The organism is Nocardia sp. JCM 34519.1 (genome assembly GCF_020361265.1).
In the GTDB taxonomy this organism is placed as follows: Bacteria; Actinomycetota; Actinomycetes; order Mycobacteriales; family Mycobacteriaceae; genus Nocardia; species Nocardia arthritidis_A.
On the sequence record NZ_JAIRBR010000015.1, the window covers coordinates 200,809 to 221,673 of the forward strand.

A 20,865-nucleotide genomic window follows, 5' to 3' on the forward strand; every position below is an offset into this window, starting at 1 on the left:
ACCGCTTCCATCGTCGGCTAGAGGTTCAGTTGGCGTTTGATCGCCGCCGCCGTCACCGCATCGCCACGCGCCGAAGGGTGCCCGGGAATGCCGAAGACATCCGCTCGCGGGTCACCGATCCCATTCACCCATGGGTCGGGAGTGCACAGCCCGTGCCCGTGGGTCAGTGCGGCGGTATCGAGGAAGTCGATCCCCAGTAGGTCGGCCGCACCGGCCTGCGCATTTCGCAGACTGTTGAGCAAGTCGATCAGCGCGGTGGCCCGCGGCTGGGCCACCGGTACTCCGAACAGATCGATACACGCCGCCGTTCCGGCCGGATCCAGCAACTCCGGATAGCCGATCAACATGATTCGCGCCCGGGGCGCGTAATACCGAATGTACTTCACCACCTGCGCGATTCGATCCGCATAATGCTCCGCGGTGATCTGGTTCGGATCGGGCAGCCGATACGGCGCGACGGCGTCTCGTTCACAGCCGCGAACGACGCAGAACATGACCGTGTCGATGGCGTCGAGGCTGTTGCCCCAACTGTCGTTGAGACCGAATTGCAGCAGCACCGCCTCGGTATCCGGGCCGAAAGCTCCCGCATCCGCGGCCTGCCCGGCCTCATAAGCCAGATTCCAGTTCTGACCGCTGTCGATCACGGCACCTGAGCAGGAAAGGTCGAGCAGGCCGCGGTTGATCGATCGGGACAATTGACTCGGCCATGAGTCCGCGCCGTGACTGCACCGATCGGCGCCTTGGGCCTGGATCTCCATCGAATTGGACGCATAGGAATCCCCGAGCACTATCACCGGGACACCCCCACTTCCGGTGGGCGCTGCTCCCGCCACCGACATGCAGGTCACCGAGGTAATGACGAAGGCGAAAACGGTCCCGCATACCGCCGTAGACCGAAACAGCAATTTCATGGCTCTCCCCTCGTGATGTGGCGGCCACCACCGACGAATCAATAGCCGGGCTTCGGCACGAAGGTGGTTTTGGGCAGCTCCGGCGGTGTTTCGGTCTGCGGGGGCTGCGGAACTTCGGTCGCCTGAGCCGGAGCCGGAACGACGTTGTCCTCCGTGGGGACGGGTTCTACGGCATTGGGCGCGGCCGGTGCAGGGGCGGCGGGCGCGGAAGTGACCGGGGCAGGGGCAGGCGTTTCGACAGTCGGCGGAATCGAGCTACTGGGCGAGGTTTCCGGGCTGGGTGAGCCGGAATCCTTACCGCATGCCGCAAGTACGCCGGTGGCCGCGGCTATCAAGAGGGTTCCGGCCACGATCCGCCGAAACGCATATCCGACGCGCGATGACGCGGTTCCCATTGTGCGGCGTTGTTCGATTGCTTCTTCTGAACGAGGCATGACCACTCCTAACCAACCAATTTCCGACCTCTGTGCAAATTCGATTAGCAAATTTTAGATAAATGATAAGTATTCTTTTCAGATTTTCAATATAAAATAGCCAGCCGCATAAGATCTCCTAGATCGTCAAGACGCCCGAATATCCGGGCTCGTCAGACACCGGGCGGCGCCTGGGATGGAGCGCAGGGTATTGCGCGTTCGGTCGCCGGATCGAGGGCCCGCAGCGCGAGCGCGGCGACCGTCGGGTCGACGGAGACGGATAAATGCCCCGACAGATCCACCGGACAAACATCTTGCAGCACGATATTGGTCGCGTTCGGCGCTTCGCGGATCCCACTGGTGTAGGGCTGTACCTGCATATCGGTCCTGGTCACGATATTCGTGTACGTCACGCCCGGCGCGTAGACACCGCTCGCTTGTAGCCGGGCGATGAAATCGGAACCGGCCAGCAGGTCCGTGCATGCGGCGCACAGCGGCTTCAATGATTTGTACATATCGCCGAGCCCGCCCAGCGCGGACAGCTGCGACGTGAGCGGATCCGCGATCGCCGTTCCGGCCCACAGCGGGGTCAGGGCGATCACCTTGTCCACCGCTCGGGCGCCGTCGAGGAACTGCAGATATCCCGCACTGACCACCGTCCCCTCCGACCAGCTCAGCAGGTCGACCCGATCGGTTCCGGTGGCCCGGCGGACCCGGTCCACGAATCGCGCGAGTTCCGCACTCGATTGATCGATCGGCGCACGCCCACCCATACCCGCCAAAACGCCCTGATCGCCCGGGTAGACGCCATATGTCAGAGCGAAAACGCAATAACCCTCATTCGCCAGCAGCGGCGCATAAGTCTGCCAACTGTTGTCTCCGTTACCGCTCAGACCATGAACCAGCACCACCGGGCGCGGATGCGCAGGCCCGGGTGTGCAGTTCCAGTCGTTGGCGCCGGGGGGCGAATACGGCGGAGCGCCGGTCAGACTGGCGGAAATCAACGCCGCCAGCGAATACGGCACCGGCAGGGTCACAGCGGACGCACCACCCGGAACTGCCAGCACGGCGACCGCCGAAGCCAGCAACGAGATAAGAACGCGTCGCATAACTGCTCCCTTCTCCTGGCCGCCGGTGTGAGCTGGCAACCATTCAGCAAAATGATAAGACAGATTTTCCGATTGTCAATGGGGATTCGAAACCCGTTCGACATCGGCGGCCGAAGGGTTTGGTGCGCAAAGCACGACGACTGATTCGAACTGGATTGCGCCACACGAGAATTCGCCTTGATCCGAGCCCGTACAACCCGAGTCGGTGTCGGCGAGACGCCAGAGAAACTCGGGGATAACCGGCCCCGAATTCATGATGCTAAGGTGCGGGTGGATTGTCGGCGGGGCAAGGCGGGGTGGAATGGGGAACACGACTCCGGACACGGAGGGCGGCGCAATGCTGCAGGTCGATGCGGATGCACTGCGTCGGCTGGGCGGCAAGGTCGCCGAACATGCCGATGCGATCGGCCAGATCGCGATTTCGGCGAAGGTGACGATGGCGGATTCGCCGGTGCAGGCGGCCTCCGATCAGGTTGCCGGCGCTGTGGCGCGGGCCTTCGGGTTGATCGGCGGCAATATTCGTCAAATGGCCGACCGGATGACCACCGGCGCCACGTCGTATTCGGATTTCGACGCGGGCAACGCGGACCAGTACAAGCATTACCTGGGGTCGTGAGCCGCGATGACGACCATCGGACATGTGCGGGCATGTGATCCGCACACCATGCTGACCTTCGCCGAACACCTCGGCACGCAATGCAATACGTTCACCGACCGGGTCGATCGGATGGCCACCGACGTGAACAAGGAGATGGACTCCTGGAAGGGGGCCGGTGCGTGGGCGGCGTCGGCGCGCACGCTGGCGCACAAGCTCGACGGCAACCATCTCGCCGAGACCGTGATCGCGATCGCCGACCACTACAACGATTTCGGAACCGAACTGGCGGGGCAGCGCGACGCGCTGCTGAAAATCGTCGATCAGGCGCAGACGGCGGACGGCATGCAGGTCGACGACGCGGGCAAGGTCACCGCGCCGACGGTACCGCCGGGCAATGAGCACCCCAGCCTTCCCGGGATGGTGCAACATCATCTCGACACCCAGGCCGCGGATTACCAGAGCCGTATCCAGCAGCTGCTGACCCAATTCGGTGACACCGAAACCAAAGCGGCACAAGCGATCACCGATGCGCTGCAACTGCTCGATACCTACGAGAAGCATCCGGACGCGCCCAACAGCTCGAAGGTGCAGGACATCATCGACGGCAAGGCGCAGTTGCCCGACGAGCCGAAGCAGCTGCACGACTTCTGGGAGACGCTGACCCCGGCGGAGAAGGACGCGCTCTGGCAGCACGACCACTACATCGGCAACCGGGACGGTATCCCGGTCGTCGACCGCGACCACTTCAACCGGATGACGCTGCGCGACGAGCTCGCCCGGGCCCGCGCGGGCGATCCGGCGGTGAAGGACAGGCTCGCCGATCTGGAGAAGCTGACCGAACTCACCGACGGCAAGCCCGATCACTATCTGATGCTGCTGGACACCAAGTCCGGGGCGATACCGCATGCCGCGCTCGCCCTCGGCAATCCCGATCTGGCCGACCACGTCGCCACTTTCGTGCCCGGCACCGGTTCACAGCCCTTCAAGGGGATGGATTGGGACCGGATCCAGGCGATGCGCGACCAAGCCAAAACCGCTGGCGCACAGAATCCTTCGGTGATCTCCTGGTTCGGGTACGACGCACCGTCCGAGATTCCGAAGGCCAGCGACCTGAGCTATGCCAATGCCGGTTACGCGGCGCTGGACCGCTTCCAGGACGGCCTGCGCGCGTCGCATATCGGTGCGCCCTCGTACAACACCGTTGTCGGATACAGCTACGGCAGCACCGTGGTCGGCGCCGCGGCATCGCACGGGCATTCGCTCAACGCGGACGCGGTGGCGTTCGTCGCCAGCCCGGGCACGACGGTCGACCACGCGAGCGATCTCCGCCTCACCGGCGTCCGGGCCGAGGATGTGCCGAACCATGTGTACGCGACCAAGGCCATTCACGATCCGGTGCCCGAGTACGGATCCAACCGCCTCGGCAGGCTCTTCAAAACGATCTTCAACGCCGATCCGGCCAATTCGGATCCGTTGCGCCCCAGGGTCGTTCCGTCGGTCGACGATTTCGGGCCGGACCCCACCGATTCCGACTTCCACGGCCGCACCTTCCAATCCGATCCCGGATCGACCTCCGAGATGGGATTGAACGGCTCCGCGCACGGTGAGTACTGGAACCACGATCCCAAGCATGTCAACCGAGCGCTGGAGGGCATGGGCGATATCATCGCGGGTCAGGGCGACAAGGCGACGCAGATCCCAGCCGCGCCACCGGAAGTCGCTCAGACACAAGAGGTTCCGCCACCACCACCCACGGGCGGTCACTGAACATCATGAGCCACAGCGATTTCGACTCACTCGGTTTGAAGGTCCAACGCGCACAGCGGGCGCTGGAGCAGGCGCGCGGTGTCGGCGAGGTCGACGGCATCCGGGTGGTCGTCGACGCCAACAATCGCCTGGTGGAGGTGTCGGCGCCCGATGCCGACGCCCTCATCGCCGCATACCGGGCCGCGCTGCTCGATCTCGGGCCCCGGCTCGACGAGGCCATGGCCGAGGTCCGCGCCGATTCCCGGTTCAGCGCCATATCCACCTTCGTCGAGGCGAATACCGCACGCGAGGAAGCCGAATACGATACCGATGATCGATCGACCTCGGCCGGACTCGAATCCGCCTGGTGAACCCGCATGTCACGGCGGTCGGCGGCGGCTCGGTGTGGGTAGCGTGTCGATCATGAAGGTGACCATCGATTACGACATTCTGGTAGCCGAGATCCGGGCGCTGCACGCCGATTTGGCCCGTTGGCTGGGCACTCCGGACGCGCCCGACGCCGTCGAGCGGTTCGCGGCGCAGCTGCATCCCGAATTCTCGATGGTCGTCATGCAGGGTGTGGTCGTCACCCGCGAGCAACTGCTCGCCGGACTCGACGGTGTCGGACATTCCACGCCCGGTCTGACGATCGACATCGTCGATATCGACGTCCTGCATCTGTCGGCCGAATGCGCGGTTGCGCGATTCCGCGAAATCCATCACCGCCCTGAGGGTCCCGCCGCCCGCCTGACCACCGCCGTGCTGCTCCCCGACGATGGGGCCCGAAACGGTCTGCGCTGGCGCACCGTCCACGAGACCACCGCCGCCCAGTGATGGGCGGCCATACCTTCACGGCTTGGTGGCCCAGAGGATGACATTCGTGCCGAAGAACTTCTTACGCCACCCGATATCACGAAAACCGAGCCGGCTCAGCATCTCCGCGATGCGCTCCGGCGGTTGGAAGGCGAGCGTGCTGGATTCGAGATAGGTGTACGAGGACCGGTCGCGCGCCACGATCCGGCCCATTAGGGGAACGATAATCCGCATCCCCCACCGCACGACCGGTCGGGCCGGACCGCTCGGCGGGCAGGTTTCCAGGACGACCAGCCTGCCGCTGGGCCTGAGCACCCGCCACTGTTCGGTCAGCACACCGGCCAGGTCGCCGACATTCCGGAGCAGATAGCCCTCGGTGATCGCGTCGAACGATTCATCCTCGAACGGCAGGCGCGCGGCATCCGCGTGGCGCCAGTGAACCGCGTCCGCCCCGGGCTTGGTCCGTGCGCGGGCCAGCATCTCCTCGGAGAAGTCGGCACCGGTCACGGTGACGGCGGGATATCTGCGCGCCGCCGCCAGCGCGATCGCGCCGGTCCCGGTGGCGAGGTCCAGCAGCTGCCCACCCGCGGGCGGCGCGGCCCGTTCCACCACCTCACGACACCATCGACTGTGACCACCGAGCGTCAGGACGGTATTCATCCGATCGTAGTAACCGGCGATCTTCCCGAAAATCGCGTGTACGTCGGAACTTTCGCCCCGCACCGACCCCTCGACCACCAGACCTCCCATTCGCACAAGCCCGCGCCATACCGTTGCGTTCAAGACGTTAGTCCCGATATACGGTGCCGTATAGATGGTGTGAATGGAGTCACCGCGCATTCGACCGGCATCTTCAGTGGACACGGCGCCCGTGAAAGCCGTACCGTCTGAGACGATTTGGTATTTCGTTCGAAGTGAGGTCCTCGATGACCGTTCCGATGCCAACTTCCGCCGGGTCGCTGTCTGCCGACGCCCGTTTCGATATCGGGCCGCAGCGGTACGAGCGCATGCACCGGATGTCCGATCTGCCGATTCGGATGCGTGACGGGGTGGTGCTTTCGGCGGATGTGTTCCGGCCGGGCGACCGGAGCGGGCCGACGGCGGAGGCGCTGCCGGTGGTGGTCAATTTCACCCCGTACAACAAGATGTTTCACCGGCGGATCCCGTATCGGTTGGCGCGGCTGGTCGGACAGTGGGTCGGTGCGTCGGACCGGCGCACCTTCACCGGACGCGATACGCTGCACGCGCTGGCCGGCGGCGCCCTCGAATCACTCGGCGTCAACCCGACGCTGGTAAAGCGCGGCTACGCCTACGTCATGGTCGATGTGCGCGGCACCGGAACCTCCACCGGCATATGGGATTTCTTCAGCGAGACCGAACAGCGGGACTATCTTGAGGTACTCGGGTGGATTCGCGAACAACCTTGGTGCAACGGCAAACTCGGGCTCACCGGCATCTCCTACGACGCGATCGCCGCGCTGATTACCGCGGGCCTGCGACCGGACGGCCTCGAAGCGGTGTTCGCCATCGAGGCGGGTGAGAACCCGATCCGGGAGCTCGGCCTCACCGGCGGCGTGCCGACCCCGGGCATGATCGTCTGGATCGCCGCGATCAACGCGGCCAAGTGGATTCCCTCCCTCGGCGGTTTGATTCGCACCGGCATGTTGCGGCGGTATCTGCGCGACCGGATCTCGGATCCGGCCAGCTGGGCGCGCCGCGCCATCGATATCGCGCTGGTCGAGAACCATCCCGACGGATTCTTGAACCAGGCATGGGATCGGCGGTTGGCGCACTTCGCCGATATCACCGTCCCGACCTGGATCCATGGCGGCTGGCACGACGTCTACAACAGATCCAATTTCCGGATGTACGACCGCATCGCCACCGCGCCCGGCGCCAAACAGGTTGTGGTGGACGACAGTTACCACCTGACGCCGGGTTCCGGATTCGGCGTACCCGGCGGCCCGCAGCGGCTCGACGAACTGCAATGCGCGTGGTTCGACCGCTGGCTCAAGGGAATTCGGAACGGCATCGACCGCTACGGCCCGATCACCCTGCGCAGGCTCGGCGACGGCTGGGTCTCCCGCGACCGCTATCCCGACCCGCTCGCGCAGCCGCGCCGCCTGTACTTGACTGCCGAAACCAGCGGTTCCGCACCACATTCCGGCCGCGACGGCGCACTGCGCACCGAACCGCCGAACACGCACGAGCGGCTGCCGCTGCCGACCCGGCGGGCGGCGATCGCGTCCAACAACACCGCGATCCTCACGATGGGTATCGCCACCCTGTTCGGCAAACGCTTCGGATCCGACGACCGCCGGGCGGAAGTGGCCGCCGTCACCTTCACCACACCGCCGTTCGACGCCGACGCGGTGATCTCCGGGCCGATGAATCTGCGCTTGCGCGCGGAAGTCGATGGGCGCGATGCCTTTTGGTCCGTCGTCGTCACCGATGTCGCCCCCGACGGCGTCTCGGCCGCGATCACCCGCGGCGCGCTGCTGTCCTCGCTGCGCGCCGTCGACGAGACCGCGTGCGTTCATTCCGGCGAACATCTGCTCGTCGCCGAACATCCGTGCACCGCCGAATCGGTGCTGCCCGTCCGGCCCGGCGAACCATTCGACCTCGATATCGACATCAACGTCACCGAGGCGGTCATCCGCACCGGCCACCGCCTGCGCGTCGCCGTGAGCCGCAACAGCTTCCCCCGCCACATGTTCGGCCCCGCGCTGCGCCGCAAGATCAGCGGCCAGTCGATCCTCATCGACCCCGACCACCCCTCCTACCTCACCTACCTCACGACCGCGTAGCCGACGCGAACCGATGAATTCCGCCGAAATGCCCGCGTAAGTTACCGACTGTTACTACTATTCAGTCAGTTCGGGGCTGTCCCAGTCGGCCCTGACTGAGTACAGAAGGTTGGGGGCAACGACGATGAGGTCGGTCGTGCGCGGACGCCGCGCCAAACCACTGGCACTGCTAGCCATCGGCGTGCTGGCCGTGATGATGCTGCCGAGCAGCGCCAACGCGGATCTGCAATCCGATATCGCCACACAGGTACAGCAATTTCTCGATGTGGGGCGCACGGCCGTGCCGCGTGCCGACTGCGGGCCGGGATCGATGCCGGAGCCCGGTCTGCAGGGCGATGTCCCCGCGGCCGACCGGGACAGTGGCCGCAGCACGCAGGGATACCGCTGCAATATGTCGATGGTCGGCAATTTTCCGGGACGCGGTGCGGGCATCACCTCCACCAGCTTCGAGCACTGTGCGTATATGGGTTCGTTCTTCCCGGGTGATCTGCTCAGCGAGGGACACGGCGTGCAAGTGCTCGACGTCTCCGATCCGGCCAACCCGCGCCCGACGGCCAACCTCACCGAACCGGCGATGACGGCGGGCACCTGGGAGAGCCTGAAGGTCAACACCAAGCGAAAACTGTTGGTGGGCACCGGCGTTCCGGTCGGTGAGGGCGTCGGCTACCTGTCCGTCTACGATATCTCCGACTGTGCGCATCCGCGCCTGCTGAACCAGGGGCCCGGCACGAATCTGCTGATGCCGCTGCCGATCACCACGCACGAGGGCGGCTTCTCCCCCGACGGCAACACCTATTGGGCATCGGGCATCGCGCCCGGATTCGTCAGTGCCGTAGACCTTTCCGATCCGGCGAACCCGCATGTGGTGTGGCAGGGGCTCACCGGCATCGAGGCGCACGGATTCGGCATCAGCGCCGACGGCAACCGGATGTACATCTCCGCGCTCGGCGGTTTCACCGTGCTCGATATCAGCGCGGTGCAGCGGCGCGATCCGAATCCCCAAGTGACACACCTGGGCCGGGTGTTCTGGACCGACGGCTGGGCCACCCAGCACAGCGTCCCGGTGACCTATGACGGCAAGCCGTATCTCTACACCGTCGACGAGGGCGGCTCCGGCGGCGTGAAACTCATCGACATCTCCGACGACACCAACCCGAAGGTGGCGGCCAAGATCAAACTGGAGATCAACCTGCCGCAGAATATCGACAAGAACATCGGCTCCTCGATGGGCGGCTCGGCCTTCGCCTACGAATCGCACTACTGCGCGGCCGACCGGCAGGACAACCCCACCGCGCTCGCCTGCGGCTGGATCTCTTCCGGCATAAGGGTTTTCGACGTGCGCGACCCCGGGAACATCCACGAGATCGCCTACTTCAACCCACCGGCGCGGACCGGCCAGAACCTGAGCCTGTGGAATTCACCGCACGCGCTCGCCTCCATCATCGGGGTACCGGTGATGAGCGCGCCCGCCGCGGTGCGCGCGGTGCTGGAAGGCAAATTCAACCCGTACGACGCGCTGACCCCGCGCACCGGGCGCCTCGCCTTCGGCGATGTGTCCACCGACTGGTGTTTCTCGCCGCCGGAGTGGCGCGGCGACCAACTGTACGTCGCGTGCTCGGACAACGGATTCATGGTGTTGCAGTTGGACAACGACGTGTACACCCCACCGGCCGATCAGCAGTCGATCGTCGGATCCTGATGATGCGCAACTGGATTCGCCCCGCCGCCTATAGCGCGCTCGCCCTCATCCTGCTGGTGCTCGGTGCGGCGTTGCGGCCGTTGGTGATACCCGAGAACCAGACGGTCACCTCGGTGCTGAACCCGGTGGAGATCGGCTTCTCGCAGGATATGACCGCCCATCACGAACAGGCACTGATCATGGTGCAGCGACTGGATCCGAGTGCGGGGCCCGCGGTGCGCCGACTGGCGGCACAGCTGGACCAGACACAGCGGCTCGAGCTCGGCACCATGCTCGGCTGGCTGCGCCTGGCCGACGCCGCACCCGATTCACCGCATCCGATGGCCTGGATGCCGATGGATAACCCTGCGGCACACCAGCATTCGACCGCGCCGCGGACCATGCCCGGTATGGCGACCAATGTCGAACTCGACGCGCTCGCCGCGGCCCGCGGGCACGACGCCGACGTGCTGTTCCTGCAATTGATGCTGCGCCACCACCAGGGCGGTATCGCGATGGCCCAGGCGGTGGACGGTCTGCTGAGCTCCGGACCGGTCAAGGAACTCGCCCGATCGATGATCCAGCAACAGGGGCAGGAGGTGGGCGTCATCGGCGTGCTGCTGAATCAGCTCGGCGGTCGCCCCCTCCCCTGAACGGCCAGGAATGACGGCGGCCACCCCGCCGCCTGGCCTCGTCCGGGCCTCGCCCGAAATTCGTTCGAACGGGCCCCGCCCGGTCAGCCGAAGTCGGCCAGCATCGAGAGCGGAAAAGTTATCGGGAACGGTTCGCTCACCTCGAGAACGTCTTCCGCATTCAGGACAATCGGCTCCGCGTACCGGTTGCCGTCCAGTCGCAGAATTTGCACCCTCGGATGTGGATCGAAATCGACGATCCAATAGTGGTCGATGCCGGTCTGAGCATATTCGGTCGCCTTACGGCGCCGGTCCTCCCGCTCGCTGCCCGAACCACGCGATACGACCTCGATCGCCAGTACGAGTTCTCCCCCCGGATACAGCGAAAGTCCCAATTCCCTCGCATCACGGGCCCTAGCCGCAGGCAGCACGCCAACGTCGGGCTTGCGCGCCCCCGCCGGTGTCGAGATGTCCATTGGAGCCTGTACGTAAAATCGCGCACCGGCCGCTTCAGCCGCATTCTCTATCGTGCGCCTCAGCCGTTCCGCGAGATAGTCATGGCGAGTACTCGGCGACAATTCGATCAACCAACCGTCGACCAGCTCGAAAGACTTGCCTTCGTCCGGCAGATGGTGCAAATCCTCGACAGTGTACGGGCCGTAGCCGTACCCGTATTCATAAGCGACACTCACCGGCTCCTGTCCTCTCTCGAGCGAATCAGGGTAAGTGTACTGATTCGCCCGGCTGCGACTGGTTCATGAACCGCCCACACCGGCACCGGCACCGGCACCGGAAAGGTTCCCTCGGCGCCCAATTGTCAGAACAGTGCCGGACTGCACGGCAGCATCGCGAAGGTGAGCGACCGCATCCAACGATGAACCACGGCGGCGTGTCCATGCGATCGGCCGCGGCCTAGGCGAAAAGCTCAGCCGATGGGGCTGTGGCCCAAGAGGATTCGGCCGGCGAAGCGGGTCTGTTCGGCGCGCGGGAGCGGGTCGAACAGGCAGCCGTGCATATCGCGGTACCACATCTCCAGATCGCAGCCGCGCGAATAACCGGTGCCGCCTGTCGCCTCGATCGCGAGGCGGACCGTATTCACCAGGGCGTCGGCCGCGACCGTCTTGCGGGACAGCGTGCGGCCGGCGTGTGCGTCGCTCGCGTCGAAGGTCAGATCGTCGGAGTCGGTGAACATCGCGGCGATGAGGTCGGCCGCGGTGGTGTGCGCGTTGAGCATCTCCCCCGCCAGCTGGAAGGTGTGCGCGGCGGACTCCTCAGCGATCAGCGCGGTCGCGAGATCGATTGCGCTGTCCGCGATTCCGAGATAGGCGGACAGCACGAGCGGAGTGCCCGCGCCGACGACGACGTTCAACAGCGCGGGCCACTCACCGGCCGGGCGGGCCAACTCGATCGCCGAATCCGGCACGTAGACCTCGTCGAGCACCACGGTGTGCCCGCCGCTGGCCCGCAAACCCACCGCGTCACCGGTCTTTTCGATCCGCATGCCGGTGGAGCCGAGCGGAATCGAGCAGTGCAGCACCTCGGGTCCGCCGGGCGCGTCACCGTGCCGGATGCTGGTGACCAGTATCGAACCGACCTCGCAACCGCCGACCCGCTCCTTGCGCGCGCTCACCCGGTATCCGCCCGCGTCGCGCTCGGCGCGACCGTTCGACTCCACCCAGTCGGCCGCGTAGGTGCCGACCAGAATCGCGCCGTCGACCACCTTTTCGAACAGCGCACGCGCGTCCAACCCGTGCCGATGCCGCCACACCTGGGTCGCCACCAGCTGACAGTGCCGCGCGAAGGCGACCGCCGTCGACGGATCGTGCGCGCCGATTTCGCGCAGTATCGCGCCCATCTCCCGGTGCGTCGCCGCACCGCCACCGAACTCCGCGGGCACCAGCGCCGCGGTGAGCCCGGTCGCCCGTAGGAGATCGAATGCGGCAACGGAGATTTCGCCGGACCGGTCGCGCTGGGCGACGCCGCGACGGAACGTCGCGGCTATACGGCGGGCCAACCCGATACGGTCTATGGAGCTTTCGGCGACAATGCTCATAACAGGGGTCTACGATTACCACCGCTCGTCAGTTCAACGACACCCCTTAGCGGGCGATTGTCTCAGAGATTCCCGACGACGTGTTCGAGCCGCCGGGCCACCGATTCCAGCGCTCGCTCCCGCAACGCGGGACGATATCCGCTGGGGTACACGGGATCTCCCGGTGCGTAATTCTTCAGCACCTCCTTCGCGAGGGTGATCTTGTGCACCTCGGTCGGCCCGTCGGCGATGCCCATCACCTCGGCATAGCTGAGCATGTCGACGAACGGCAGATCCTGGCTGACGCCGATGGCGCCGTGCAGATGCAGTGCCCGCTGCGCGATATCGTGCATCACCTTCGGCATGGCCACCTTGATGGCGGCAATGTCCTTGCGCACCTTCAGATAATCCTGTTCCCTGTCGATGCGCCACGCGGTGCGCAGCACCAGCAACCGGAACTGCTCCATTTCGATCCAGCTGTCGGCGATGCGCTCCTGCGTCATCTGCAGCCCGGCCAGCGGGCCCTTGCGCATCGGCCGCGATACCGCGCGCTCGCACATCATGTCGAATGCCCTGCGCACCAACGCGACCGTGCGCATCGCGTGATGTACGCGTCCGCCGCCGAGCCGGGTCTGCGCCACGATGAAGCCCTGCCCCTCCGCGCCGAGCAGATGATCCGCGGGCACCCGGACGTCGGTGAACCGCAGATGCCCCTCGTGCTCGCTGAAACCGTGCACGTGGAAGTTCTTCACGATCTCCAGCCCCGGCGTGTCGGCGGGCACGATGAACATCGACATGCCTTGGTACGGACTGACATCCGGATTCGTCACCACCATCACGATGTGGAAGCTCGCGAATTCGGCGTTGGAGTTGAACCACTTCTCGCCGTTGATCACCCAGTGGTCGCCGTCGCGCACCGCGCGGGCCTTGAACAGCGTCGGATCCGATCCGCCGGTGGGTTCGGTCATCACATAGCAGGAGCCGATCTCCCCATCCAGCAGCGGCTGGAGATACTTGGCCTTCTGTTCCGGCGTGCCGTAGTGCGCCAGGATCTCCGCGTTACCGGAATCCGGTGCCTGACAACCGAATACCGAGGGCGCCCAGACCGAGGTGCCGAGCACCTCGTTCAGCAGCGCCAATTTCAGCTGACCGTATCCCGGCCCGCCGAGTTCGGGGCCGAGGTGGCAGGCCCACAACCCCTGTTCCTTCACCTGTTCCTTGAGCGGGCGCATGAGCGCCATCGCCTCTTTGTTGGTGCGGTCGTAGGGATTCGGGTAGACCAGGTCGAGCGGTTCCACCTCGGTCCGCACGAATTCCGCCGCCCAGTCCAGCTTCCGCTGGTATTCCGGGTCGGTTTCGAAATCCCAAGCCATGATCAGCCTTTCGTGTGGGTTGCGATGACACCGTCGAGTACGGTGTCGGCGAGTATCGCGGCGATCTCGTCGGGGGTGCGCCCGCCGTGCGGGCGATACCAGTAGGTGACCGCGTTCAGCATGCCGAGCACGCTGTTGGTCACCACGTGTTCGCCGGTGCGCAGCAGACCGGCCGCATGGCCCGCGTCGATCACCCGCTGCCAGCACCGCTGCACCTCGTCCCGCAGTACCTGCAGCTGTGCGGCGCGTGCACCGGTGAGCGCGCCGCCGTCGCGCAACTGGATGACCACCTCGCGCCGGTAGCGGATGATGAGCCCGACGTGACTGTGAATCAGCTTGCGCAGCTTGGTAACCGGGTCGTCCGCCGTACCCTCGATCCGTTCGGCGTCGGCAAGCATGCGTTCGATGTAATCTCGCAGGATCTGCCAGAGCAGCTCCTCCTTCGACCCGATGTGATAGTAGAGCGCGCCGCGCTGCACATCGGCCCGCTCGCCGATCTCGGCCACGCCGGTGCCGTGGAATCCCTTCTCCGCGAACAGCTCCACCGCCGCGTCGACGATCCGCTCCCGGGTATCGGCCGCGGACGATTCCGCGGCGGGCGGGCGGCCCCGGCGCCGCATCATCCCGCCGGATCCAGGACGACCTTCGAGACGCCGTCGCCGCGACTCGCGAAGAGGCGGTACGCATCCGCGCCCTCGGACAGTCCGAGATGGTGGGACACAACGGCTTCCGGCCGCAGCCGCCCGGCGGCGGTGAGCCGCAGCAGCGTCGGCAGTTCGTACTGCACCGAGCACAGGCCGATATGGAACTCGAGCTCCTTCACCTGGGCCAGCACCATATTGACGGGGAAGGCCGTATTCGCGCTCACGCCGACCACGCTCACCCGGCCGCGCCGTCCGGCCACCGCGAGCGCCAGCGCGATGGTCGCGTCCGCGCCGACCGCCTCCAGCACCACATCCGCACCGCCGCCGAGCATTTCGCGTATCGCCTGCTTAGGCTGCTCGGATTCGACGGGTTCGGCGCCGAGCCGCCGGGCATGCTCGCGGCGCTCGGGAACCAGATCAACGGCGAGGACCCGGGACGCGCCCAGCACGAACGCCGATTGCACGGCCATCAGTCCCACCGGACCGAGCCCGATCACCACGACGGAATCGCCCGGCGCGATGCGGGCCCGCCGCGCGCCGTACCAGGCCGTCGGGGCGTTGTCGGTCAATACCACCGCCGCGTCATCGCTCACCCCATCCGGCACCCGGACCAGATTGGTCTCGGCATGCGGCACCGGCAACAGCTGGGCTTGCCCGCCCTGCAACGCACCGCCCAGCCCGTAGCACGCATCGATCGGCCGAGGGACCTTCTCGCACATGGCGATCAGTCCGCTGCGGCACGGTACGCAGTGTCCGCAGCCCGCCGAGGCGGGTACCAGTACCCGGTCGCCGACCGCGAATCCGACTGCCGCCGGGCCGATTTCGACGATCTCCCCCACCGCCTCGTGCCCGACGCAGTATCCGGTTCCCTCGGCGAATCCGTGCCCGCCGAAGATATGCAGATCGCTGCCGCAGATTCCCGCCGCGCTCACCGCGACGATCGCGCCGTCCGGCCCCGGCAGCTCGGGATCGGGGACCTCCGAATACGAGATCCGCCGCGGCCCTTCATAGGTCAGTGCCTTCATCGTCTGCCTCCGTGCAGTTCCAGCGTCGCCGCGGTGCAGAAGGAGGCGGCCTCGGAGCTCAAGAACAGTGCGGCGCCGACGATTTCGTTCGGTTCGCCGATCCGGCCGAGCATGGTCTGCGCGGCGGCCGCGTCCCGGAATTCGGCGGGCCACGCCTTCGAGATATCGGTGCCGAACGGCCCGCACTGAATCGTATTGACTCGCACCTTCGGCGCGAAGGTCTGCGCGAGGCCGAGGGTGAGCGCGTTCAAACCCGCCTTGGCCGTCGCATACGGCACGGAGAACACATCCGGATGCACTGCCTCGGTCGAGGAGATGTTGATGATCGAGCCGCCGTCCCCGGCCGCCATTCGCGTGCCGATGAGCGCCGAAAGCCGGAACGGCCCTTTGAGATTCACGCCGATGACCTTGTCGAAAAGCGCCTCGCTCACCTGATCCAGGCTCGGGTAGAGCGGCGACAGTCCGGCATTGTTGACCAGCACGTCCACCCGGCCGAATTCGGCGTAGACCGTCTCGACCAGCGCATCGCACTGCGCCCACTCGCTGACGTTGCACGCCACCGGCAATGCCCGCCTGCCGTGCGCGCTCTGCACCTCCTCGGCCAGCGCGATGCAGGCGTCCACTTTCCGGCTGGCGATGACGACATCGGCGCCCGCGGCCGCGAAGGCCAGCACCATCTCCCGGCCGAGTCCGCGACTGCCCCCGGTGACCACGACGACTTTGTCCGTGTGCGACACCCGCACTCCTACCTGCCCCGGATCCCGTTCGACGGGGCGACGTAGTTCTAAATGTTCCGATCAGTACATTAAATCGACCGGACGATACAATCAAGGTGTTGTCCGGCCGACCGCCGACATCGTGCGACACGCCGACCGATCGATCCGTTGGCATCGGCGTGTGAGCGAACGAAGCAGCACGACGCGGCCGTGGCCCCCGACACAGCCCGGTACTACTACCGACGGGTAACATGACTGCGTCTTTCCCACCTTTCGCAAAGTGAGGCAATAGATGACAGAGCGGATTCAGGTCGGCGGGCTCCAGGTGGCCGGCGTTCTCCATGAATTCATCGAGAACGAGGCGCTGCCCGGCTCCGGCGTAGATTCCGCCGCGTTCTGGGCAGGGGCCGAGCGGGTCATCGACGAACTCGCCCCGCGCAACCGCGCCCTGCTGGCCGAGCGCGACGCGATCCAGGGCAAACTCGACGCCTGGCATGCCGAACATCCCGGCGCCGGCTACGACAAGGCCGCGTACAAGTCGTACCTCACCGAGATCGGCTACCTGCGCGAGGACCCGGCCGACTTCCACATCACCACCCAGAATGTGGACGAGGAGATCGCGACCACCGCGGGCCCGCAGCTGGTGGTGCCGGTGATGAACGCGCGCTTCGCCATCAACGCCGCCAACGCGCGGTGGGGCTCGCTCTACGACGCGCTCTACGGCACCGACGCCATCTCCGAGGCCAACGGCGCGGAAAAGGGCAGCGGCTACAACAAGATTCGCGGCGACAAGGTCATCGAGTGGGGCCGCAACTTCCTCGACGACGCGGCCACCCTGATCACCGGCTCGCATGTGGGCTCGCGGGTCTACCGGATCGTCGACGGCGAACTCGAGGTCACCCTGGAGGACGGCACCACCATCGGCCTCGCCGACCCGTCGCTGCTCGTCGGCTACCTGGGCGATCCGGCGAACCCGAGCTCGATCCTGTTGAAGCACAACGGTTTGCATATCGATATCCAGATCGATCCGGCCTCGCCGATCGGCAGCACCGACAACGCGGGCGTCAAGGACATCGTGCTGGAATCCGCGGTCACCACGATCATGGACTTCGAGGATTCGGTCGCCGCGGTCGACGCCGAGGACAAGGTGCTCTGCTACCACAACTGGCTCGGCCTGATGAAGGGCGATCTCGCCGAGGTGGTCAGCAAGGGCGGCAAGACCTTCACCCGCACCATGAATCCGGACCGCGTCTACACCGCGCTCGACGGCGGTGAGCTGGTGCTGCACGGGCGTTCGCTGCTGTTCGTGCGCAACGTCGGCCACCTGATGACCTCCGACGCCATCCTGGACAAGGACGGCAACGAGGTGCCGGAGGGCATCATGGACGGCCTGGTCACCTCGCTGATCGCCACCCACTCGCTGCGCGGCGACGCGAAGCTCACCAACAGCCGCACCGGTTCGGTCTACATCGTGAAGCCGAAGATGCACGGCCCGGACGAGGTGGCCTTCACCAACGAGCTGTTCGGCCGGATCGAGGATGTGCTCGGCCTCGACCGCAACACGCTCAAGGTCGGCATCATGGACGAGGAGCGCCGCACCACGGTCAATCTGAAGGCCAGCATCCTGGCCGCCAAGGACCGGGTCGTCTTCATCAACACCGGCTTCCTGGACCGCACCGGCGACGAGATCCACACCTCCATGGAGGCCGGGCCGATGGTCCGCAAGGCCGAGATGAAGACCCAGCAGTGGATCCTGTCCTACGAGGACTGGAACGTCGACACCGGTCTGGCCACCGGCCTGCCCGGCAAGGCGCAGATCGGCAAGGGCATGTGGGCCATGCCGGACCTGATGGCCGACATGCTGACCCAGAAGATCGGCCACCCGAAGGCCGGCGCCAACACCGCCTGGGTGCCGTCGCCCACCGCCGCCACCCTGCACGCCACCCACTACCACCAGGTGGACGTGTTCGCCCGGCAGCGCGAGATCGCCAAGGGCGGCCCGCGCGCGAGCGTCGACCAGATCCTGGAGATCCCGTTGGCGGCCGAGCCGAACTGGTCCGCCGAGGAGAAGCGGCAGGAGCTGGACAACAACTCCCAGTCCATCCTCGGCTATGTGGTGCGCTGGATCGATCAGGGCGTCGGCTGTTCCAAGGTGCCCGACATCAAGGATGTCGCCCTGATGGAGGACCGTGCGACGCTGCGCATTTCGAGCCAGCTGATGGCGAACTGGCTGCGCCACAAGGTGATCACCGCCGACGAGGTGGTGGCCAGCCTGGAGCGGATGGCTCCGGTGGTCGACCGGCAGAACGCGGGCGACCCGAACTACCGCCCCATGGCACCGGATTTCGCCAGCAGCATCGCCTTCCAGGCCGCCAAGGAGCTGGTGCTCGAGGGCACCAAACAGCCGAACGGCTACACCGAGCCGATCCTGCACCGCCGCCGCCGCGAGGCGAAGGCACTGGCCGCCAAGAACTGCTGAGCGCGCCGAGCCGAACGAAACCCCCGACCACCGTGTCGGGGGTTTTCGTTAACGTGCCGACCCACCGTGCGGATGACCGAGCAGGGACCGCACTCGGAGAGGCGAGGCATGAGTTCGGCACGCAGGATCTTCCGTTCACCGGTCGCGTGGACGCTCACCGTGCTGGTCGTCGCCGGGCTGGCGGTGACGCTGGCACTGTTCCAGCCCTGGCGGCTGTTCACGAATACCACTGTCGTCGAGGCGGTTCCGACCGTCTCCAGCGCGCCCGGCGGCGCCCAACCGCCGCCGGAGCCGAAGACGCTGGCCCGCGGCGAGTTCATCTCGCACGAGCACGGCACCTCCGGCACCGCCGTGATTCTCCAATTGGCCGACGGCAGCAGGGTATTGCGGCTGGAGAATCTGGACACCTCCGACGGCCCCGATCTGCATGTGTGGCTGGCCGCCGCACCCGTACTCCCCGGCAAATCGGGCTGGTTCGTCTTCGGCGATGCCGCGCACGTAGACCTGGGCAGCCTGAAGGGCAATAAGGGCAGCCAGAACTACGCCATCCCATCCGATGCCGATTTGGCGAAGCTCACCGGTGCGACCATCTGGTGCCAGCGATTCCACGTCTCCTTCGGGGCGGCGCAGCTGAAATAGTCGCATTCCGGCCCAGGTCACGGGCCGGTCAAAAAATGACCCGACAACGGCGGGCCGCTGTGCCACCATGGGTTTCGACGAAGATCACCGCGTCGCGCGGTGGTCGCTGAGCAGAGGGTTTTCAGGAAATGCCGAGCATCGGGAAGGAGGAAGCGGTTTTGAAACCAGTGAAAAGCATTGTCCGAGAGCGCATCGCGTCGCGGCAATCGATGAACGAAGCAGGCCGCGACCGCCAGCCCGATCTCGGCTTCGCCGGTAACTGACCGACCGTTCCGCCGCCCACTTTCGCTCAATTCTCCTCGAAACATGGTGATTCCCATGATCTTTTATCGTGCCGCCGCACCCGCGGTGCTGACCGTCGACAATTGGATAAATACGCCGGTGCTGGTGCTCAATGCCAGCTATGAAGCGCTGGACGAGATTCCGGCCGAACGCGCCGTCGTACTGCTGCTGGCCGGGGCCGCCGAAACCATCGCCGAACGCGAGCCGCGCTTCCCGATCCGTTCCCAGCACCTCGAGCTGGCGTTGCCGGAAACCATCCGGCTGCTGCGCTATGTCTACCTGAAGCATGTGGTGCGCCCGCACGACGAAAGCCGGGCCACCCTGGCCGGCGTGCTGCGCCGGGACAACCACCGGTGCGGTTACTGCGCGGGCTGGGCCCGCACGGTCGACCACGTCCGGCCGCGCAGCCGGGGCGGCCCCAACACCTGGAGCAACCTGGTCGCCTGCTGCGCGCCGTGCAATACGGCCAAGGCCGACCGCACCCCGGAGGAGGCCGGGATGCGGCTGCTCTGGGAACCGAAGGCGCCCAATCACCTCGAGAAGACCCAGCGGCGCATCTGGAAGCAGCTCGCCGCGGCCACTTGAACCGGAGAAAGGAGAGGTACGCCATGATCTCCGCACCGACTACCACCCGCACCGAACCGGCACTGACCGACCTGCTCCCGCTCTCCGACAGCGGCGGCTGGCATCGCGCGGCCTGCCGGGGCGACCCGAACCACGAGGCCTGGTTCCCGTACCCGTCGCAGGATTTCGCGTACGCCAGGAAGATCTGCGCGGAGTGCCCGATCCGCACCGGATGTTTCGAATTCGCCGCGCGCACCGGCCAGTCCGGTGTGTGGGGCGGGCACGAATTCGACCGAGGGAAGATGATCCGCGAATGAGCGCGGCGGGGCGGCCCGCGCGTCGCCGGGCGGCGCCCCCCCGGGAGGCACGACCGCGGCCCCACCCCCCAACCCCCAATAGAGGGT

At 66.0% G+C, this 20,865-nt stretch carries 22 protein-coding genes; 11 read left to right on the top strand and 11 right to left on the bottom strand.

The genetic code is table 11. The features are described from left to right. Nucleotides 1–17: 17 nt before the first annotated feature. From LGY53_RS30600 to LGY53_RS30610, 3 genes are all read right to left on the bottom strand, one after another. Complete coding sequence (locus tag LGY53_RS30600; RefSeq protein ID WP_225730145.1) at nucleotides 18–911, bottom strand: SGNH/GDSL hydrolase family protein; 894 nt, start codon at nucleotides 909–911, stop codon at nucleotides 18–20. A gap of 38 nt (nucleotides 912–949) precedes the next feature. Beyond that, nucleotides 950–1,345 (bottom strand): hypothetical protein, encoded by a 396-nt coding sequence (locus LGY53_RS30605; RefSeq protein WP_225730146.1) that lies wholly within the window; start codon nucleotides 1,343–1,345, stop codon nucleotides 950–952. Nucleotides 1,346–1,497: 152 nt separating this feature from the next. Continuing rightward, a complete protein-coding gene (locus LGY53_RS30610; protein ID WP_225730147.1) occupies nucleotides 1,498–2,433 on the bottom strand; it encodes a triacylglycerol lipase in 936 nt (311 codons plus the stop codon). Between the two features lie 301 nt (nucleotides 2,434–2,734). Between LGY53_RS30610 and LGY53_RS30615 the strand changes: the two genes are divergently transcribed. From LGY53_RS30615 to LGY53_RS30630, 4 genes are read left to right on the top strand one after another with little or no spacing between them, the layout of a single operon-like run. Beyond that, on the top strand, nucleotides 2,735–3,049 hold the full coding sequence (locus LGY53_RS30615; protein ID WP_225730148.1) for a hypothetical protein: 315 nt from the start codon (nucleotides 2,735–2,737) through the stop codon (nucleotides 3,047–3,049). 6 nt (nucleotides 3,050–3,055) lie between these two features. Next, nucleotides 3,056–4,798, top strand: a complete 1,743-nt coding sequence (locus LGY53_RS30620; RefSeq protein ID WP_225730149.1) for an alpha/beta hydrolase — start codon at nucleotides 3,056–3,058, stop codon at nucleotides 4,796–4,798. Between the two features lie 5 nt (nucleotides 4,799–4,803). Beyond that, nucleotides 4,804–5,148 (top strand): YbaB/EbfC family nucleoid-associated protein, encoded by a 345-nt coding sequence (locus tag LGY53_RS30625; RefSeq protein ID WP_225730150.1) that lies wholly within the window; start codon nucleotides 4,804–4,806, stop codon nucleotides 5,146–5,148. 52 nt (nucleotides 5,149–5,200) lie between these two features. Next, complete coding sequence (locus LGY53_RS30630; protein ID WP_225730151.1) at nucleotides 5,201–5,611, top strand: DUF4440 domain-containing protein; 411 nt, start codon at nucleotides 5,201–5,203, stop codon at nucleotides 5,609–5,611. Nucleotides 5,612–5,626: 15 nt separating this feature from the next. Here LGY53_RS30630 and LGY53_RS30635 read toward each other — a convergent pair whose 3' ends face one another. Next, on the bottom strand, nucleotides 5,627–6,430 hold the full coding sequence (locus tag LGY53_RS30635) for a ubiquinone/menaquinone biosynthesis methyltransferase (RefSeq protein ID WP_308103018.1): 804 nt from the start codon (nucleotides 6,428–6,430) through the stop codon (nucleotides 5,627–5,629). A gap of 86 nt (nucleotides 6,431–6,516) precedes the next feature. Here LGY53_RS30635 and LGY53_RS30640 point away from each other — a divergent pair, with 86 nt between their 5' ends. The 3 genes from LGY53_RS30640 (at nucleotide 6,517) to LGY53_RS30650 (ending at nucleotide 10,728) form a co-directional block, all read left to right on the top strand. Further along, on the top strand, nucleotides 6,517–8,397 hold the full coding sequence (locus LGY53_RS30640; protein ID WP_225730153.1) for a CocE/NonD family hydrolase: 1,881 nt from the start codon (nucleotides 6,517–6,519) through the stop codon (nucleotides 8,395–8,397). A gap of 124 nt (nucleotides 8,398–8,521) precedes the next feature. Next, entirely contained in the window at nucleotides 8,522–10,096 is a 1,575-nt protein-coding gene (locus LGY53_RS30645) for an LVIVD repeat-containing protein (RefSeq protein ID WP_225730154.1), read from the top strand. Between the two features lie 2 nt (nucleotides 10,097–10,098). Continuing rightward, nucleotides 10,099–10,728 (top strand): DUF305 domain-containing protein, encoded by a 630-nt coding sequence (locus LGY53_RS30650; protein WP_225730177.1) that lies wholly within the window; start codon nucleotides 10,099–10,101, stop codon nucleotides 10,726–10,728. Nucleotides 10,729–10,811: 83 nt separating this feature from the next. Here the strand turns inward: LGY53_RS30650 and LGY53_RS30655 are convergent, their stop codons facing one another. From LGY53_RS30655 to LGY53_RS30680, 6 genes are all read right to left on the bottom strand, one after another. Then, complete coding sequence (locus tag LGY53_RS30655; protein ID WP_225730155.1) at nucleotides 10,812–11,399, bottom strand: Uma2 family endonuclease; 588 nt, start codon at nucleotides 11,397–11,399, stop codon at nucleotides 10,812–10,814. Nucleotides 11,400–11,632: 233 nt separating this feature from the next. Further along, entirely contained in the window at nucleotides 11,633–12,760 is a 1,128-nt protein-coding gene (locus LGY53_RS30660; protein ID WP_225730156.1) for an acyl-CoA dehydrogenase family protein, read from the bottom strand. A gap of 62 nt (nucleotides 12,761–12,822) precedes the next feature. After that, nucleotides 12,823–14,112: an acyl-CoA dehydrogenase family protein gene (locus tag LGY53_RS30665; protein WP_225730157.1), complete on the bottom strand. Its 1,290-nt coding sequence runs from the start codon at nucleotides 14,110–14,112 to the stop codon at nucleotides 12,823–12,825. A gap of 2 nt (nucleotides 14,113–14,114) precedes the next feature. After that, complete coding sequence (locus LGY53_RS30670) at nucleotides 14,115–14,735, bottom strand: TetR/AcrR family transcriptional regulator (protein ID WP_225730158.1); 621 nt, start codon at nucleotides 14,733–14,735, stop codon at nucleotides 14,115–14,117. Continuing rightward, nucleotides 14,732–15,781, bottom strand: a complete 1,050-nt coding sequence (locus tag LGY53_RS30675; protein ID WP_225730159.1) for a zinc-binding dehydrogenase — start codon at nucleotides 15,779–15,781, stop codon at nucleotides 14,732–14,734. Before LGY53_RS30675 ends, LGY53_RS30670 begins: the two co-directional genes overlap by 4 nt. Then, nucleotides 15,778–16,518: an SDR family NAD(P)-dependent oxidoreductase gene (locus LGY53_RS30680; RefSeq protein ID WP_225730160.1), complete on the bottom strand. Its 741-nt coding sequence runs from the start codon at nucleotides 16,516–16,518 to the stop codon at nucleotides 15,778–15,780. Before LGY53_RS30680 ends, LGY53_RS30675 begins: the two co-directional genes overlap by 4 nt. Nucleotides 16,519–16,789: 271 nt before the next feature. Here LGY53_RS30680 and LGY53_RS30685 point away from each other — a divergent pair, with 271 nt between their 5' ends. Together LGY53_RS30685 and LGY53_RS30690 are read left to right on the top strand one after the other, a co-directional pair. Further along, nucleotides 16,790–18,976 (top strand): malate synthase G, encoded by a 2,187-nt coding sequence (locus LGY53_RS30685; protein ID WP_225730161.1) that lies wholly within the window; start codon nucleotides 16,790–16,792, stop codon nucleotides 18,974–18,976. Between the two features lie 108 nt (nucleotides 18,977–19,084). After that, nucleotides 19,085–19,615: a DM13 domain-containing protein gene (locus LGY53_RS30690; protein ID WP_225730162.1), complete on the top strand. Its 531-nt coding sequence runs from the start codon at nucleotides 19,085–19,087 to the stop codon at nucleotides 19,613–19,615. 17 nt (nucleotides 19,616–19,632) lie between these two features. Here the strand turns inward: LGY53_RS30690 and LGY53_RS30695 are convergent, their stop codons facing one another. Then, nucleotides 19,633–19,935, bottom strand: coding sequence for a hypothetical protein (locus LGY53_RS30695; protein ID WP_225730163.1), 303 nt, complete (start codon nucleotides 19,933–19,935; stop codon nucleotides 19,633–19,635). Here LGY53_RS30695 and LGY53_RS30700 point away from each other — a divergent pair. Both LGY53_RS30700 and LGY53_RS30705 read left to right on the top strand, forming a co-directional pair. Beyond that, on the top strand, nucleotides 19,934–20,482 hold the full coding sequence (locus LGY53_RS30700) for an HNH endonuclease (RefSeq protein WP_225730164.1): 549 nt from the start codon (nucleotides 19,934–19,936) through the stop codon (nucleotides 20,480–20,482). The two genes, LGY53_RS30695 and LGY53_RS30700, sit on opposite strands and share 2 nt — an antisense overlap. 23 nt (nucleotides 20,483–20,505) lie before the next feature. After that, on the top strand, nucleotides 20,506–20,778 hold the full coding sequence (locus tag LGY53_RS30705) for a WhiB family transcriptional regulator (protein ID WP_225730165.1): 273 nt from the start codon (nucleotides 20,506–20,508) through the stop codon (nucleotides 20,776–20,778). The last annotated feature ends 87 nt before the right edge of the window (nucleotides 20,779–20,865 follow it).